Source organism: Rothia sp. 11254D007BW, assembly GCF_053548195.1.
In genome coordinates this window covers 1356571-1371596 of sequence record NZ_JBPWPK010000001.1, presented here as the reverse complement: position 1 = coordinate 1371596, position 15026 = coordinate 1356571, and the positions used below count along the sequence as shown (strand labels likewise).

The following is a 15026-nucleotide window of genomic DNA, read 5'->3' as shown; positions in this document are numbered from 1 at the left end:
CCGTTTTGCCGCGGGGCGTGGGGTTAGGGGACCGAGCAGGTACCGTTCTCGCTGAGTTCTGAGGTGAGCTGCGCGCGGTAGGCGGCGGTTTCAATCACGTCGAGGCCTGAGGGGCCGGACGCTGCTGAGCCGGTGCTTGAGGCAGCTGCGGTGGTGACGGTGGGCTGGACGCCTGAGGCTGAGTCTGCAATGACCTGCTGGACTGCGGTGTGGAGCTGGTCGAAGTCGGGGTAGGTGGGGAAGCTGGTGTCGAAGTAGGGTGGGCCTGCTGCGAACTGGATCAGGTCGTAGTTTTTGGATTTGAGGGCAACATCACCGAGGGCTGCGAGGCCGTTTTGGGGGATGTTGGTTTCGATGACCTGTTCGCCGGCTGCGGTGATGTCTGCGAATTTGGTGAGTACGTTGGCGGGGTCGAGCTGCTTGAGCATAGCTGCCTGTACGCAGCGTTGGCGGGCTTGACGGTCATAGTCTGAGGCTCCTTCGCGGGAGCGAGCGTACCAGAGGGCGTGGAAGCCGTCGAGGTGCTGTACACCGGGTTCGATGTAGCCGTCGATGGGGTTGGGCAGGCCGGTAATTTCGTTGGTGCCGCCGCCGATGGGAACGTAGCCACCTACGTCGATGGTGATGCCGCCCAGGGCGTCGATGAGCTGCTCAAAGCCCGACATGTCGATGAGGATGTAGTTCTCGACGGTGATGCCGAGGACGCCTGAGACGGCGTCCATGGTTGCTTCGGCGCCGGGGTCGTCGGCTCCGGGGTAGAGGTCAGCGTAGTCGGCGGTGACGGTGGGGTAGAGGGCGTTGAGGATGCATTCGTCACCGCAGTCGAAACCAGTCGGGTAAACCTCCCAGAGGGGGGAGCCGTCTTCAAAGATGGCGTTTTGTAGGTTGCGGGGTACTGAGATGGTGATGGCCTGGCCGGTGGTTGCGTCGATGGATACTACGGTCATGGAGTCGGGGCGGCGGCCCACGCGGTCGGCGCCGGCGTCCCCGCCCATGAGCAGGATGTTGTAGCGGCCGTCCTGTTCCTTGATGGGGGTGCCGCCGGCGAAGATGTTGCCGAGTGCACCGCGCCCTACCCAGGTGATGTAGGCGGCGTAGCCTAGCCCGCCGCCGGTGAGAGCGATGCAGGCGACCAGTGCGAGGGTTATCAGGGGTTTGGAGCGGCCTTCGAGCAGGCCGGGGCGGATAGCGCGCAGGGTCGCTAGGAAAAGGTAGACCCAGCCCAGGGCTAGCCCTAGGAGGGCGGCAGTTACGAGTAAGAGCACCCAGGTGTTGGTGACCAGGGAGAGTACTAGGGTGCGGCGCAGGGTCCAGAGGAGCAGGAGGGCCAGGAGCAGGCCCCAGACGGTAAAGGTGATTTTTAGAGCCTTGCGGCCCAGGGGTTTCTGCCCGGTTAAGAGCTGGGCAGAGCCGGGGAGGAAGAGAGTGAGCAGAAGCAGGAGCCAGGCCCGGCGGGTGCGGACGGAGGCCGACGCGGCTTCGGGGTGCCGGAGCGGGTCGGTGTAAGTGGGGTCCACCAGGTGCTGGCCCCGCCCCCTGATACCTGTGATAGGGGCCGTGGAGCGTGGACGCTTGTGCTCACGGGACATGTCTTTGCCTCCCTGGCGTGGTGGGCCTAAAAAATAACTGAGTGTGGTTGAGTATCTTGGTATCTACTCAACCACACTACTGAAAGAAGCTGGGTGCTCCCGGAGCGGTCTTCCTGAACTTGCCGAGGGGCAGGCAGGAGCCGCTGGGCAGGGGGTTAGGGCGCGTAGGGGGTCTTTTGCTGGCCGTCCCGTTCGTCATTGTGGGCGGGAGCGGTGAGCGGCTGTGCGGGTGCGTTGGGGGCGGCCCCTTCACCATCGAGTTCTGCCTTGTGCTCTTCAACCTTGGCGCGCAGAGCGGCACCCTTGTCCATGGCGGTCTGGCGCAGGGAAGCGGCGAAGTCTACGAGGTCGGCCCGTACCTGGCGGGCAAAGCCGTCGCTGCCTGAACCGAGCATACGCAGGGCTAGCAGGCCGGCGTTGCGGGCACCGTTGATGGAGACGGTTGCGACGGGCACACCGGCAGGCATCTGCACAATCGACAGGAGCGAATCCATGCCGTCGAGAGACTTGAGCTTGACCGGCACACCGATAACGGGCAGGGGGGTAACAGAGGCCAGCATGCCGGGCAGGTGGGCTGCACCGCCGGCACCGGCAATGATGACGCGGATACCGCGGTCTGCTGCTTCACGCCCGTAGGCAATCATGTCTTCGGGCATGCGGTGGGCTGAGACCACGTCTGCTTCGTAGGGGATACCGAATTCTTCGAGGACTTCAGCTGCTGCTTCCATGACCGGCCAGTCTGAGTCTGAGCCCATCACGATGCCGACAATGGGGTTATTGGAGTCGTAGGGGGAGGTCATGTTGCTCCTTGAAACTAGGGGTGGTGCGGACGCCCGCCCCACCTGGGTAGGGCCGGGCTGATTCCGCGGGGTTAGGGGGTGGAGGGGCCGTCGGTGAGCAGGGAGGCTGCCGCGGTAGCCTGCTGGCGGAGGGCCGCTAGCTCATCTGCGGGCCCGGTCATATTGATGTGCCCAATCTTGCGGCCGGGCTTTACCGCCTTGCCGTAGTAGTGGACCTTGGCTGCCGGGTAGTCTTCCATAAGCTGCGGGTAGACGCCGAAGATATCGTCGTTGGTGCCGCCCAAGAAATTCTTCATCAGGGCGACTTCGCCCTTGATGTCGGTGCTACCCAGCGGGTAGTTGGCAACGGCCCGCAGGTGCTGCTCAAACTGGCTGGTGACTGAACCGTCCTGGGTCCAGTGGCCGGAGTTGTGGGGGCGCATGGCAAACTCGTTAATGAGGAAGCCCGCTTCAGAGCCGGGAACCTCAAAGAGTTCAGCGGCCATCACACCGGTAACGCCCAACTCGGTTGCAACTTTAAGGGCGGCTGCCTGGGCTGCTTCTGCTACCTTGGGGGAGATGCCGGGGGCAGGTGCAATGACTTCGTCGCAGACCGAGTTCACCTGAATGGACTCAGCTACGGGCCAGGCTATAACCTGCCCAGAATCACGACGGGCTACCAGGGCAGAGAGCTCGCGGGTAAAGGGAACCTTCTCCTCTACTAACAGCGCTGAAAAATCGGTGCGGGCAGGTAGCTGCTCAAACCAGGGCGCTGACTTCTCGCGGGCGTCCTGCTCATCATCGAGCACCATCACGCCCTTACCGTCATAGCCACCGCGCGGGGTCTTCAGAACAACAGGCCAGCCGCCCTCCTTGCCAAAGGCGAGGAGCTCGTCCAGGGTGCGCACTTCGGCCCAGCGAGGATTGGGTAGACCCAGACGGTCAACGGCCTTGCGCATCTCAATCTTGTCCTGGGCGTGGACCAGGGCGGCGGGGCGGGGCTGAACATTGACGCCCTCATCCATCAGACGCTGCAGAAAATCAGTGGGAACATGCTCATGATCGAAGGTCAGCACGTCAACCTCGCGGGCAAAAGCTGCCAGCGTATCGTAATCACGGTAGTCACCCACCGGCGCGAAAGGCACCGCCCTACGGGCGCAGACGTCCTCGCTCTCAGCCAGAATACGAAGGTCAAAACCAAGCTCGGTAGCGGCAGGCGCCATCATGCGCGCCAGCTGGCCGCCACCTACAACACCAATTTTTGGTCCAGTCATAGGGTAAGTCACAGTCACTAGGCTACCCGGGTGCAGGGTGCTTGTAAAAGCGCCCGCTACATGCTGAACAGACCCCTGGAGGCTGGGCAAGCTCCCAGGTAATGCCCCGCGCTATCTGTGAGCAAAACACTACCCCTGCAAGGGAGCAGGTAGGGGATGGCGCCTGTACTATGTGAACAGAATAAGACCTGCTCCCCAGTTCAGTTAGTGCGTTGAGACGCTCCTTGCCGAACTTATGCCAGTTCCCGCCGGGAGGGGGCCCGCACCATACGACGAGGGAGAGAAACGATGAGCGCACTCAAACAGCGTCTAGAGACCCTGTGGCACAGTCACGGCCGGGAGATAGCCCAGTTCCTGAGCGTCGGTGGCCTGGCTTTCATCATTAACTCGGCGGTGACCTGGTCGCTCATGCACTCCGTCTTCTCTGATGGGCACGCCAAGGCTAAGGTTGTAGCCGGTATCGTTGCCACCATATTCTCCTGGGTAGCAAACCGCCTGTGGACCTTCCGCGAAAAACGCACCGGCAACAAGGTGCGTGAGGCAATCGAATTCGGCATCGTCAACGCCATCGGTATCGGTGTTGAGGCATCCTGCGTGCTCTTTAGCGTCTACGTGCTGGGTCTGACTAGCCCGCGGGCGTCCTTTATCTCGGGTACCATCATTGGCACCATCTTGGGCACCATCGTGCGCTATTTCCTCTACAAGTTCTGGGTCTTCTCTCAGAGCAGGAGCCATAGCGGCGATAAGACCTCCGAAGAAAAGCGGGCCGAGCTGATCGAAGAGGCTACCAAGATTATGACCGGCTCCCTGCCTATCGTTGAGAAGGCAGAGACCGGGCCCGTTCGTCGCCTAAAACTCGACTAAGACGCTCCTGCTCCCAGGTCACTGCCGGATCGAGAACCAGAGCTGCCCGGCCTGAAGCCATGACCGCCAGGGCCTGCTCTAGGTAGGCGGCATCAAAAAGCTCCCCCGGAACCTGGAGGGCAGCTACCTCAGGCTCGTATTCAGCGCCCAGGGCTCTAGCCCGCTCGGTGAGCTGCTCCATCAACCGGCCATAGCTGATGCCAGCCCATGCCTGCCCCTCTGCTGCTGGGGCAGCCCAGCCCACATAGACGTCGGGGTGGGACCTCACCTCAGCGGCATAATCAAGTACATCAGGCGGTAGCTGCCCCATAAACCGGGGCGCCAGCGGCTCAGTGGCTACAGCCAGCAGATACTCTGCCCCGGCCCCCTCTAGCTCTGACGTATCAAAGGCGGCGCGGACGTCCGCCCCCGCCTGCAGCTCCCACGTCAAGGTCGCCCCGACCCGCAGACCAGCTGCTGCCAAAACTAGCGAACGCCAGTGCAGGCGCTGGGGGAGCGCCAGCAGAGAGCCAGGCTCTACCTCACACTCATCAACCAAAAAATTAGCGGTCTTTGCGACCCAGTTGTCAAAAACCCGACCCGAAAGCTCAATCCGCTCACCCGGCGCTGAATACCAGAGCAGAGCAGGAGACTGCCGCTGAGCCAAAAGATTCATGAACTGAGGGAACGAAGAAGCTGCCTGGGAAAATGATACTGTCATGCTCCCTACTCTAGGGCACCGCCCGCTCCGCGGCCAGAGGGCCCCAGACGCGGTAAATGCATATACCACAGAGAAACGCAAATTATTGTGAGAGAATCTCGTGTGAAGAAGATTTTTTTAATCCCAGCTTGACGAATAGGCGGTTACACGCGTGTAATTAGGTGCAGGGAAATTTTTTATTCTGTCCTCAGTTTGGGATATGAAAGGGAAGACTATGGGCCTCCACAGCCGCCTACCTCAGGGCGCTGCAGGGCGCACGCCTGATGTGGCCCAGTACCACACTATGCACTCTGCCCAGTACTTAGAAGACCAGGCTACCGCCTTGCTCAATGCTGCCGCCCCCAAAAGCCGCGGCCGAGCAAGCTCACTTGCCAGCAGCTCAGCTACCGACATGTTCTCCACCGACTCCGAGGCCCTCTCCCTCTGGCAGCAGGCCGCCGGTATCTACAGCACAGACGGTGACGACGGCGAACTCTCCTGGCAGGCAGATGCCCTCTGCGCCCAGACCGACCCCGAGGCCTTCTTCCCTGAAAAGGGCGGATCAACCCGCGACGCTAAGCGAGTATGCAGCGAATGCCCCGTTCGCGAAGCCTGCCTAGAATACGCCATGGAAAACGACGAGCGCTTCGGTATCTGGGGCGGCTTATCAGAGCGTGAACGCCGCCGCCTCCGCAAGCAAGCTATCTAAGAAAGAAGGGCTTGATTCATGGCAATCACCCGCCAGTGCTCACGCCAAACCTGCCAGCGTGAGGCTATTTTCACCCTCACCTACGCCTACGCCCAGTCAACCGCTGTGATTGGCCCCCTTTCCGTGCACCGGGAACCTCACGCCTACGACCTGTGTGAATTCCACGCTGACCGTCTCACCGCCCCCCAGGGCTGGGATGTTGTGCGCCTGGACGCGCCCACCACCAGCCCTGCGGCAGAAGAGCAGGCAGAAGCGTCCTACCCACCCCTACGTTCTATTTAGAGCGAGATTCGGTATAACCCGTTGGTCTATGACCAACGGGTTTTCTTGTAGGCCCTATATCAAAAAGAGCCCTTATCCGATAAACTTTGACGAGCACACAACACACTTGCGCCCACAGTACGTGACATAAGGAAGATAAGTTCGTGGTCAACCCCATCAACGCAGCCAACCGAGACACCTTTACCCGTCGGTCCTTCGTGACCGTAGGAGCTCTGGGCACAATGACTCTTGCTGCCTGCTCCACACCCGAGAGCAGTACCAACAGCGCAAGTGCCGCTGCGACTGCAAGCTCAAGCCCCACTCCCACCGTAAAGTTTGCCGGTACTGTAGAGGTTTACCCCGCCCTCGACGAGGTAGAAATCAACCCCATCGAGACCGTCACCGTTACCACTGCTGATTCAACACTCACCAAGGTTACTGTCGCCACCGCGGAGGGTGAGGAACTCGCCGGTGAGCTAGCTGCAGACGGTAAGAGCTGGACATCCACCGACCGTATGCTCTTCCACAGCGATTACACCGTAGAGTGGGAAGCAGAAGACGCTGCAGGTACCGCAGGAACCGGCGAGAGCACCTTCTCTACTGTCTCCGCTGCCTACGAAGTAGACGCCCTCATGAACTTTGAAGATGGAGCCAGCTACGGCATCGGCAAAATCATTCAGTTCAACTTCTCTGAGCCCGTGCTCAACAAGGCTGAAGTAGAAAAGCGCATCACCGTGAAGGGCGGAGGCGACCAAGCCGGTAAGTTCCGTTGGTACAGCGATTACATGGTGCGTTATCGCCCTGAAGATAAATGGGCCACTAACTCTACCGTAACTGTCACCATTGATATTTTTGGTCTCGATGTAGGCAACGGCATGATCGGTAACCACACCACCACTCGTACCTTCAAAACCTGGAATAAGCGCTACGCTTTTGCAGATAACAACACCAAGACCATCAAAATGTACGTTGATGATGTCATGGTGCGCGAAGCATACATCACCCTGGGAAATGCTGATTGGCCTTCAGTAGTGGGCCAGCTGGTCATCATGGAAAAGGCCGAGAGCTACTACTTTAACTCTGGCTCCCTTAACCTGGCTCCTGGTGACCCCCACTACTACGAGCCTTTCTGGGCTTCTTGGACTTCCCGCCTGACCTCCGGCGGTGTATTCGTGCATCAGGCCCTCCCCTCAGCCTGGTCATCGGTAGGCCGGGTAAACGTCTCCCACGGCTGTATCGGTATGCTCCCTGAAGACGCTAAGTTCTTCTACAACACCTTCGGTGTAGGTGACGTTGTGGAGACCGTAAACACCGGCTACCCCCAGGCTGACCCCGACGACGGTTATGGCGACTGGAACATCCCCTTCGCCAACTACCACGACTCAAACTGGAAGGGTAACTGGTAAGGTCAAAGCCTGCCTCAATAGTCTTAGAAACTCCCGCTCTGTAGCACCGCCCCCGGTGCCCGAGCGGGAGTTTTTGATATCTACCGCGTAGAATACACAGGCAGACGCACCCTAGATACCCGGGAGGAAACCCACCGTGGCCCAGCAGCCCGACCAGAACCAGGAGTGGAAGAAACTCACCCCCGCCATCACCACGCCTAAGGCCGATAGCCTACTGTCAGCCCGTAGGGCTGAACGCGGTATTCAGACTCCGACTCATACCGTCCACGAGGTAGGCGACACCGGTTCATCGGCAGAGCAAACCGACACAGATACTCCCTCAGAGGCCGCCCCCTGGACCGCGCCCCTAGCCGCGGTGGCAGCCCCCGAAGGTAGTGCGTCCGCCCCCGAAGCCACCCCGGCTGCAGAACGCGCTGAAGCCCGCGAAGTCGCGGTAGACGACAAGCCCCGCCTGCTGGGGCTGCGCCGGGCCATCATCGCCCTGATCGTTCCCGTGCTCACCATCATGCTAGCCGTGCGTGCCGTCGCCAGCCCCGCCTTCCTCTGGCTCGAATACCACCGCCCCGGCTTCCCCGCAGACAGCTACGGCTTCGATACCCAGGAAAGACTGCGTCTGGGCTCTTATGGGCTGGACTATATCTTGAACTTTGCCCCCCACACCTACCTGGCCGATATCACCACCGGCGGTAACGCTGCCTTCCTTGCCAGCGAAGTTGAGCACATGACCGACGTCAAACGGGTCATGCTCATCAGTATCACGTTTGCCCTCATCATGCTGGTACTGGCCCTGCTCTCAGCCCGAACCCTGCGCCTGCGGGCCCCGGGCGTCCTGCGCTCATCCCTCTTCACCGGTGCCTGGCTCACCCTGGCCCTACTTGTTGGCCTGGGCGTTGCCGGAGCTATCGGCTGGGAAGCCTTCTTCACTACCTTCCACGAGGTATTCTTCCCCCAGGGCAACTGGCAGTTCCGCATGAGCGACACCCTCATCCGCCTCTACCCGCCCCAGTTCTGGGTGGACGCCGCCGCCACCGCAGGCGCCCTCACCCTCTTGATGACGGCAGCCATCCTCGCCATGACCTGGCCTACCCGCTACCGCAAGCAGCTAGCCCTCAAGCGCCGGGCAGAGCGTCAGGAGCTCAAAGAACTCCTGACCAAGTAAGCCCCTAAATCCAGGCGTCAAACCACATGCGCTCGCGCCACTCGGTGTAGGGGATGGTCTGGGCTGTCCAAATAGGCCAGTAGTAGATAGAGACTAACAGCGCGAAGACCACAAAGAGTCCTACCACCAGTAGCCCTGCCCGGCGGCGGCGTACGCTGTCGCCGGGGCGTCCTAGCGCTAGCCCCAAAATACCTGCCAGCATAAGAATCAGGTAGGGCTCGAAGGAGAGGGCGTAGAAGAAGAACATGGTGCGCTCGGGGTAGGCAAACCAGGGGAAATAGCCCACCGCGAAGACCGCGAAAAGGGTTGCAAAACGCCAGTCGCGGCGCAGCAGCACAATGAGCAGGGACAGGGTTGCAACGATGATAAAGGACCACCAGATGAGCGGGTTGCCGATATTCAGCACCGCCTCAGAGCAAGAGTCAACCGTACAGCCGTTCACGCCCAGGTCAGGGGATTCATAGTAGTAGCTGGTGGGGCGGCCCAAAATCAGCCACTGCCAGGCCGGGGACTCGTAAGTGTGGGGGGAATCCAGCCCCGAATGGAAGGCGTAGGCAGAGCGGTGGTACTCCCAGAGCGAGCGCAGAGACTCCGGCAACCAGAGAACTCCTTCGCCGGGGTGCTCTGCTGCCCAGTTGCGGTCGTAGGCTGAGTCTGAAAGGAACCAGCCGGTCCAGGTCGCCAGGTAGGTGAGCAGGCCGGTACCGATGAGAGCAAAGAAGGCGAGGACGCCGTCGCGCAGGAAGCCCGCGACATACCAGCGGCGGATGCCGGCTATACGGCGGGCGTTGGCGTCCCAGAAGACCGTGAGCAGGCCGAAGATAGCGATGAAGAAGAGGGCGTTCCATTTGACGCCGACCGCCAGACCCGCACAGATGCCTGCGATGAACCGCCAGTAGCGGAAGCCCAGCCAGGGGCCATAGCGCATGAAGTCGTCGGTGGGGGCGCCCTTGTGCTCGCGGGCGTGAGCTGCGATCCGGGCAGCGAGCTGGCGCCTTCCCTGGTAGCGGTCAAGCAGCAGGGCCACGAAGGTGGCCATCAGCCAGAACATGAGGAAGATATCGAGTAGGGCAAAACGGGACTGCACAAAGTGCAGGCCGTCGATAGAAATCAGCAAGCCAGCAAGGGTTGCTACCGTCACTGAGCGGAAGAGTAACCAACCAGCCAGCATGACCAGGCCCACCGACAGGGTGCCGGTGAGTGCTGCGGCAAAGCGCCAGCCGAAGGGGTTATCGTCACCAAAAATTGCCATGCCGAAGGCGATCATCCACTTACCAACCGGCGGGTGAACCACATATTCGGCGGTTTCAAGGATGCCCGATGGGGCTCCGGCAACGAAAGTCTCGTTGGCTGTATCAGACCAGTTGCGCTCATACCCAAAGTGCAGCAGGGAGTAGGCGTCTTTAGCGTAGTAGGTTTCGTCAAAGACGATGGCGTTAGGGTTAGCCAGGTTTACAAAACGCATAAGCCCGGCAAGTACTAGCACAAGCAGGGGCGCCACCCAGCCGTAGCGGGGCAGCGGTACCGCTGTTACAGCTAGCCGCGCCCGGAGGGCTGACTCGGTGAAAGCGTCTTTGAGGGTCAGGACGGCAGAGGTTGGGTTAGATGTCACCCTAGATATGCTACCCGGGGCAGCAGAATCATGCGCGCGGACGCGTGGGGACCAGATTCCTCTGGTCCTATTTAGTAGGGACCAGATTTCTCCCAAAATACTTCATGCCATGACCTACAGTCGGTATTTTTCTGGTCCCTACGAGGGGCGGGGTCTAACCCACTGGGTGGTGAAGCTACCCTGTGGATATCTGTATATGCGCTGTAACAACCCGACCGATAAAAAATCTTTTTTGGCGCAATACGTTGAGACTGGGAGAAACTTTATCCACAGAAAACATCAGTTCTAGAAAATTAGCTCATACACAACAGAATGCTGTCATGGATATTCTCGATAGCCTTCAAACCGTTTATACCTACAGGGAACTGCAGCAGCTGGGCATGAGCTCTACTGTTATCGCTCGCCGGGTTAGACAACAGGAGCTGACTCGTCTCCTCCCTGGCGTTTATACAACCCAGTCAAATTTTCGTCAGCTTCCCCGCTATCAGCAGTACCCCTATTTTATTTCTGCTGTTTACAAGAAGAACCCTCAAACCATCTTTACCCACCAAACCGCTGCCTGGTTGCACGGCTTTGCCGTAGTAGATCAGAAGCTGGTAGATGTACAGTGCCACCCTAGTTCACGGGGGCGTGCTCAAGGTATTGCAAAGCACTGAGGCTTATTCAAAAGTCCCACCCGCAGCCAAAAACACCAACCCCCGCACCACCGCAAACACCCGCCCATACAACCCCAACGGCCGCCTAAACCCCGTATGAAGAATCCGCCAAGTCTTGATGTGAGCGATAACCCGCTCCACCACCGACCGCAGCCGATTCAGCACCCGATTATTCCGCCTCTGCTCCCGACTCAGCCGCTGACCCGGCTTGCGCCTGGCCGGGGTAGCCAACCCCAACCCGATATAGCCCTTATCAGCCACAGTGCTCTCATCAAGATATCTTTCCAAGCCATGATGTTTGAAGGCGTAAGCATCATGCCTGGCCCCGGGCACCGGGTCTGTGATAGCCAGCAACTTTCCATCCAAGGTGCAAATGACTTGGTGGTTGAATCCGGCTCGTTTGTGCTTTCCAGAGAAATTTGTTTTACCAAGTGAACGCCAATTCCACGTGGGTATCAGAGTCCCGTCAACTACTAAGGACCCGGGTGCTTTGAGGCTTTCTTTCAAAGGCTGAGTCAGCGGAGTGAGAATCTTCTCCAGGGCCTTTTCGATGGTGTTGATAGCTCGTGAGACTGTCGATTGAGAGACAGCAAAAAGTTCTGCGAGGAGTTCTTCGGTGAGGTTGTGGCGGTGGTAGAGCAGGGTGATTTTGAGGGCTTGGGTGAGGGTTAGCGCTGGTGGTCTTCCGCCTGGTTTTGACCAGGTGAGGTGATGGGTGAGGGCTGTGTGTAGTGTGGCGAATTGCGTGGCTGTGAGGCCGGTTGTACGCTGGTGTGGCAACGGTCTTGTCCGGTATGGCTTGAGGTTATTTGTAGAGATTTAACGCTCATATTTTTGCCGCGGGTGGGGTCGTTGTCTAGTTGGTGGGTGTGGGGTGCGTGTCTACTTTTGAATAAGCCTCACTATTCGTATACAGCTCTCGATACGACGTCATCGCACGGTTTATTTCACCTCACTACCCGCCTGCGGACTTTAGCTGACTGTTGCCGCTACCTGCATCCGTCCTCAGCGCTAGTTACGGTTGAGTCAGCGCTTTATCAGGGAGCATGCACCGTTGAGGAAGTCGCGGAATATTTGGGGCGCCAGAGGGGGCGCGGAGTTCAGAAAATGCGGACGGTCGCCGGCCTCATGAGTTCTTCGAGCGAGAGTGCTGGTGAAAGTAAACTGAAATGGGTCTTACACATGAGCCCCTTACCCCTGCCAACCCAGCAGGTTGATGTCTGGGTTGATAACGAACACTTCCGGCTCGACTTTGCTTACGAAGATGAAATGATTGCCCTCGAATTTGATGGGCGGGTGAAATACCTTGATTCCCAGAGCCGCGATGAGGTTTTCTTCAGCGAGGTACGACGCGAGAAGCTGCTGAAAAACGCTGGGTGGGATGTGCTGCGCTATGACTGGTCTACCGTTGTGAACCATCCGCAGAGGATCGTTCGTGAAGTTCTTGCCACCATGCAACGGAAAAACGGGAGCAGCAGAATCGCAGCGCTCAGGTAACAATGGACCAGAAAAGTAACGATTGTATGTGTGGTGGACAAGGACGTCGGGAGGAATCTGGTCCCTACTTGTAGGGGAACAAAAGTAGTAGGGTTTAACCCTATGGAATCCTCCCCTCACACCACGCCCGCTGCGCCGGCCGAAGGCGGCGCCCTCATCCTTGGTGGAACCCCCATCGGCAACCTAGCCGATGCCTCCCCGCGCCTGCGCGAGGCGCTCGCGTCCGCCGACGTCCTCGCCGTTGAAGACAGCCGTACCCTGCGTAAACTAGCCGCCGGGCTGGGCGTCACCACCCGGGGGCGGGTGCTGGTCAACCACGACCACAACGAAGCTGACCGCGCCGGGCAGATCGTTGAGGCTGTGGCAGCCGGGCAGACCGTGCTGCTCATGTCGGACGCCGGTATGCCCGCTGTCTCCGATCCCGGCTATGTCGCGGCAGCTGCTGTGGCCAACGCCGGTCTGACCGTTACCGCCCTGCCGGGCCCCTCAGCCGTCGTCACCGCGATTGCTGTTTCTGGCCTGCCCTCGGGGCGTTTCACCTTTGAGGGTTTTCTTGCGCGGAAGGGAGCCGACCGCACCCGGCGCCTGGCCGCGCTCGCTAGTGAAGAGCGCACCATGGTCTTCTACGAGTCCCCCCACCGGCTGGCCGCGACCCTGCACGATTTTGCCGAAACCTTCGGAGCGCAGCGCCGGGCGGCTGTCTGCCGCGAACTCACTAAACTGCACGAAGAAGTAGCCCGCGGTAGCCTGGCAGAACTTATCACCTGGGCTGAGTCCAAGCAGATCAAGGGCGAAATCGCCATCGTGGTGGAGGGTGCCCCTGAACCCGAGGCAGAAGAGGCAGAGAACCTGACCGACCTCGTCCTGGAGCTTGTGGCCGGTGGCGTCCGCCTGAAAGCCGCCTGCGCCCAGGTCGCCGAAGCCCACGGGGTGTCCAAGCGTGACTTGTATGAGGCGGTACTAACGGTGCGTGAGGGGTAGTATTTGGGTATACTGGAGCTCAGGAATATACAAGTATATTCCTGTCCATGATAATGAAATTATCCTCTTTCTCTTCGAGAATTTTGGTAGTGCGATGTCCAGTATTTTTTACCAAGTAAAACATAAATTTAAACCCCACATAGAAAATGGAAAAGACAAGTTTTGGATTACAAAGGATAGGTTGATTCTCTATACCTACCGAGAAAATCCTGGGGATACTTTTATGTCAAATAGTCTTGACCCAGTTCCAGCACCAAGAGAAGCTCCTTTGAAATTGTGGTTTTTGTGGATGGGGAAGAATGAGCTCACAGCGAACCGTTTGCGCAATCTTGAATATCTTAAGAAATTAGGAATTCCTTATGAGCTGGTAACCAACCCTTCTCAGGTCGAAGTAAGGGGAGGTGTTCACCCTGGTTTTAGATATCTAACACCGGTGCATAAAGCTGACTACTTGCGTATGTATATTATGTATCACCATGGTGGCATTTATACGGATATTAAAGAAATCCGTGGAGATTTAGCTAATAGTATTCGGATTCTTAATAGTGATGATGGACTGTGGGCGACGGGCTATCCTGAACTTGGGAGGTGGAGCACCGCAAATGTTCCTGGTCATCTTGGGCAGCAGATTAGACGCCACTACGGTCTATTGATGGGCATGGGTTTATTTGCCTTTAAGCCACAGACTCCATTGGCCGGTGAAGCTTTGCAAGAAATGGAGCGTCGTATGACTGAACGCATGATAGCTCTAGAGGCTGCTGATGCAGGTGAAAGTGATAGTTATAATCCACCTCAGGGTTACCCCTTTGGCTGGACGGAATTATTAGGCGAAATCCTTCATCCAATTTCCTTAAAATACCATAAACATATTTATAAAGATGATACTCTTGGTGTAATTACAGAAAATTACCGATAATATTTAACGAGGGTTGCTTAAAAGTTCTCATTGCAAACTAAGCAAAGCATCGCGCAGCAGTAAAGATCAGATAAAACGCTAGGGATACTCTCAAGATTGCGCCGGAGGATGTTGTTGCCCAACAAACCTGCAACAGACCTGAAGTGCCAGCAATTCGCAATACTCCTTCGCAGCTCTATAAGTCCACAGCGCCTGGGTAAAATCAGGCGGCTGACTCCTAATGGTGACCGCGACTCGGCCCTTGGGGTTAGGTGTGACGCTTATGCTTTTAAATCTCATGGGCTTGGGGGAGTATCTAAATGCGACGACTTTAGCGAATAAGAGCTGCATAAGCCTGGGGGTGGCTACCCTGATGAAGCGTCAGGCATAGTTTAGGCCTAGTGCCGAGGAGTAGGCAGAATGGCTGGGTGCTTAGTCGGTTGCGGTCGGTGATGGAGTGAGTCATTGCTCAGATCAAGACGTGGCGTGTTCTGCATACTAGTTTTAGGTGGTCTCTTAGTATGAGTGGATTATTACTTGCTGAGGAGGGCTGGGAGTGAATTTATGGGTCATGATGTTTACGGTTAAAAAGTTTTTATTTTCTAATTATGGAAAAAATTTATTAAAATAGAATATATCTATCCCTTGTGGGAAATCATTGAGGC

Annotated in this window: 15 protein-coding genes; 9 read left to right on the top strand and 6 right to left on the bottom strand. The window is 58.0% G+C overall.

Features of this window, described 5'->3' with window-relative positions:
• Window positions 1–23: 23 nt before the first annotated feature.
• The 3 genes from ACEE43_RS06135 to ACEE43_RS06125 form a co-directional block, all read right to left on the bottom strand.
• The gene (locus tag ACEE43_RS06135) at window positions 24–1589 is read right to left on the bottom strand and encodes an LCP family protein (protein ID WP_449108228.1); all 1566 of its coding nucleotides are present in this window, start codon (window positions 1587–1589) and stop codon (window positions 24–26) included.
• Window positions 1590–1744: 155 nt separating this feature from the next.
• Window positions 1745–2389, bottom strand: a complete 645-nt coding sequence (gene purE, locus ACEE43_RS06130; RefSeq protein WP_237187140.1) for a 5-(carboxyamino)imidazole ribonucleotide mutase — start codon at window positions 2387–2389, stop codon at window positions 1745–1747.
• A 71-nt stretch (window positions 2390–2460) separates the two neighbouring features.
• Entirely contained in the window at window positions 2461–3642 is a 1182-nt protein-coding gene (locus ACEE43_RS06125) for a 5-(carboxyamino)imidazole ribonucleotide synthase (RefSeq protein ID WP_449108227.1), read from the bottom strand.
• 288 nt (window positions 3643–3930) lie between these two features.
• Here ACEE43_RS06125 and ACEE43_RS06120 point away from each other — a divergent pair, with 288 nt between their 5' ends.
• Entirely contained in the window at window positions 3931–4506 is a 576-nt protein-coding gene (locus ACEE43_RS06120; protein ID WP_449108226.1) for a GtrA family protein, read from the top strand.
• Here ACEE43_RS06120 and ACEE43_RS06115 read toward each other — a convergent pair.
• Window positions 4454–5206 carry a TIGR03089 family protein gene (locus tag ACEE43_RS06115; protein ID WP_449108225.1) on the bottom strand — a complete coding sequence of 251 codons (753 nt, stop codon included), beginning with the start codon at window positions 5204–5206 and terminating at the stop codon, window positions 4454–4456. The two genes, ACEE43_RS06120 and ACEE43_RS06115, sit on opposite strands and share 53 nt — an antisense overlap.
• A gap of 214 nt (window positions 5207–5420) precedes the next feature.
• On the opposite strand from ACEE43_RS06115, the gene ACEE43_RS06110 reads away from it, so the two are divergent.
• The 4 genes from ACEE43_RS06110 (at window position 5421) to ACEE43_RS06095 (ending at window position 8720) form a co-directional block, all read left to right on the top strand.
• Complete coding sequence (locus tag ACEE43_RS06110; protein ID WP_431464866.1) at window positions 5421–5894, top strand: WhiB family transcriptional regulator; 474 nt, start codon at window positions 5421–5423, stop codon at window positions 5892–5894.
• A gap of 18 nt (window positions 5895–5912) precedes the next feature.
• The gene (locus ACEE43_RS06105) at window positions 5913–6176 is read left to right on the top strand and encodes a DUF3499 domain-containing protein (RefSeq protein WP_449108224.1); all 264 of its coding nucleotides are present in this window, start codon (window positions 5913–5915) and stop codon (window positions 6174–6176) included.
• 143 nt (window positions 6177–6319) lie between these two features.
• Complete coding sequence (locus tag ACEE43_RS06100; RefSeq protein WP_431464868.1) at window positions 6320–7561, top strand: L,D-transpeptidase; 1242 nt, start codon at window positions 6320–6322, stop codon at window positions 7559–7561.
• Window positions 7562–7697: 136 nt separating this feature from the next.
• Window positions 7698–8720 (top strand): TIGR01906 family membrane protein, encoded by a 1023-nt coding sequence (locus ACEE43_RS06095; RefSeq protein WP_449108223.1) that lies wholly within the window; start codon window positions 7698–7700, stop codon window positions 8718–8720.
• A 4-nt stretch (window positions 8721–8724) separates the two neighbouring features.
• Here the strand turns inward: ACEE43_RS06095 and ACEE43_RS06090 are convergent, their stop codons facing one another.
• Window positions 8725–10332, bottom strand: a complete 1608-nt coding sequence (locus ACEE43_RS06090) for a dolichyl-phosphate-mannose--protein mannosyltransferase (protein ID WP_449108222.1) — start codon at window positions 10330–10332, stop codon at window positions 8725–8727.
• A gap of 320 nt (window positions 10333–10652) precedes the next feature.
• On the opposite strand from ACEE43_RS06090, the gene ACEE43_RS06085 reads away from it, so the two are divergent.
• Window positions 10653–10988, top strand: coding sequence for a hypothetical protein (locus tag ACEE43_RS06085; RefSeq protein WP_449108221.1), 336 nt, complete (start codon window positions 10653–10655; stop codon window positions 10986–10988).
• A 3-nt stretch (window positions 10989–10991) separates the two neighbouring features.
• Here ACEE43_RS06085 and ACEE43_RS06080 read toward each other — a convergent pair whose 3' ends face one another.
• Window positions 10992–11768, bottom strand: coding sequence for a transposase family protein (locus ACEE43_RS06080; protein WP_449122291.1), 777 nt, complete (start codon window positions 11766–11768; stop codon window positions 10992–10994).
• A gap of 402 nt (window positions 11769–12170) precedes the next feature.
• Between ACEE43_RS06080 and ACEE43_RS06075 the strand changes: the two genes are divergently transcribed.
• The 3 genes from ACEE43_RS06075 (at window position 12171) to ACEE43_RS06065 (ending at window position 14382) form a co-directional block, all read left to right on the top strand.
• The gene (locus ACEE43_RS06075; protein ID WP_449108346.1) at window positions 12171–12485 is read left to right on the top strand and encodes a DUF559 domain-containing protein; all 315 of its coding nucleotides are present in this window, start codon (window positions 12171–12173) and stop codon (window positions 12483–12485) included.
• A gap of 102 nt (window positions 12486–12587) precedes the next feature.
• Complete coding sequence (gene rsmI, locus ACEE43_RS06070) at window positions 12588–13466, top strand: 16S rRNA (cytidine(1402)-2'-O)-methyltransferase (protein WP_449108347.1); 879 nt, start codon at window positions 12588–12590, stop codon at window positions 13464–13466.
• 94 nt (window positions 13467–13560) lie between these two features.
• On the top strand, window positions 13561–14382 hold the full coding sequence (locus ACEE43_RS06065; protein ID WP_449108348.1) for a glycosyltransferase: 822 nt from the start codon (window positions 13561–13563) through the stop codon (window positions 14380–14382).
• Window positions 14383–15026 lie beyond the last annotated feature (644 nt).

Excerpts from the sequence above, each read along its gene's own strand:
- ACEE43_RS06105 (WP_449108224.1), top strand. The coding sequence starts at position 5,913 with ATGGCAATCACCCGCCAGTGCTCACGCCAAACCTGCCAGCGTGAGGCT.
- ACEE43_RS06075 (WP_449108346.1), top strand. The coding sequence starts at position 12,171 with ATGAGCCCCTTACCCCTGCCAACCCAGCAGGTTGATGTCTGGGTTGAT.
- ACEE43_RS06120 (WP_449108226.1), top strand. The coding sequence starts at position 3,931 with ATGAGCGCACTCAAACAGCGTCTAGAGACCCTGTGGCACAGTCACGGC.
- ACEE43_RS06135 (WP_449108228.1), bottom strand. The coding sequence starts at position 1,589 with ATGTCCCGTGAGCACAAGCGTCCACGCTCCACGGCCCCTATCACAGGT.
- ACEE43_RS06125 (WP_449108227.1), bottom strand. The coding sequence starts at position 3,642 with ATGACTGGACCAAAAATTGGTGTTGTAGGTGGCGGCCAGCTGGCGCGC.
- rsmI (WP_449108347.1), top strand. The coding sequence starts at position 12,588 with ATGGAATCCTCCCCTCACACCACGCCCGCTGCGCCGGCCGAAGGCGGC.
- ACEE43_RS06085 (WP_449108221.1), top strand. The coding sequence starts at position 10,653 with ATGGATATTCTCGATAGCCTTCAAACCGTTTATACCTACAGGGAACTG.
- purE (WP_237187140.1), bottom strand. The coding sequence starts at position 2,389 with ATGACCTCCCCCTACGACTCCAATAACCCCATTGTCGGCATCGTGATG.
- ACEE43_RS06115 (WP_449108225.1), bottom strand. The coding sequence starts at position 5,206 with ATGACAGTATCATTTTCCCAGGCAGCTTCTTCGTTCCCTCAGTTCATG.
- ACEE43_RS06110 (WP_431464866.1), top strand. The coding sequence starts at position 5,421 with ATGGGCCTCCACAGCCGCCTACCTCAGGGCGCTGCAGGGCGCACGCCT.
- ACEE43_RS06065 (WP_449108348.1), top strand. The coding sequence starts at position 13,561 with ATGTCCAGTATTTTTTACCAAGTAAAACATAAATTTAAACCCCACATA.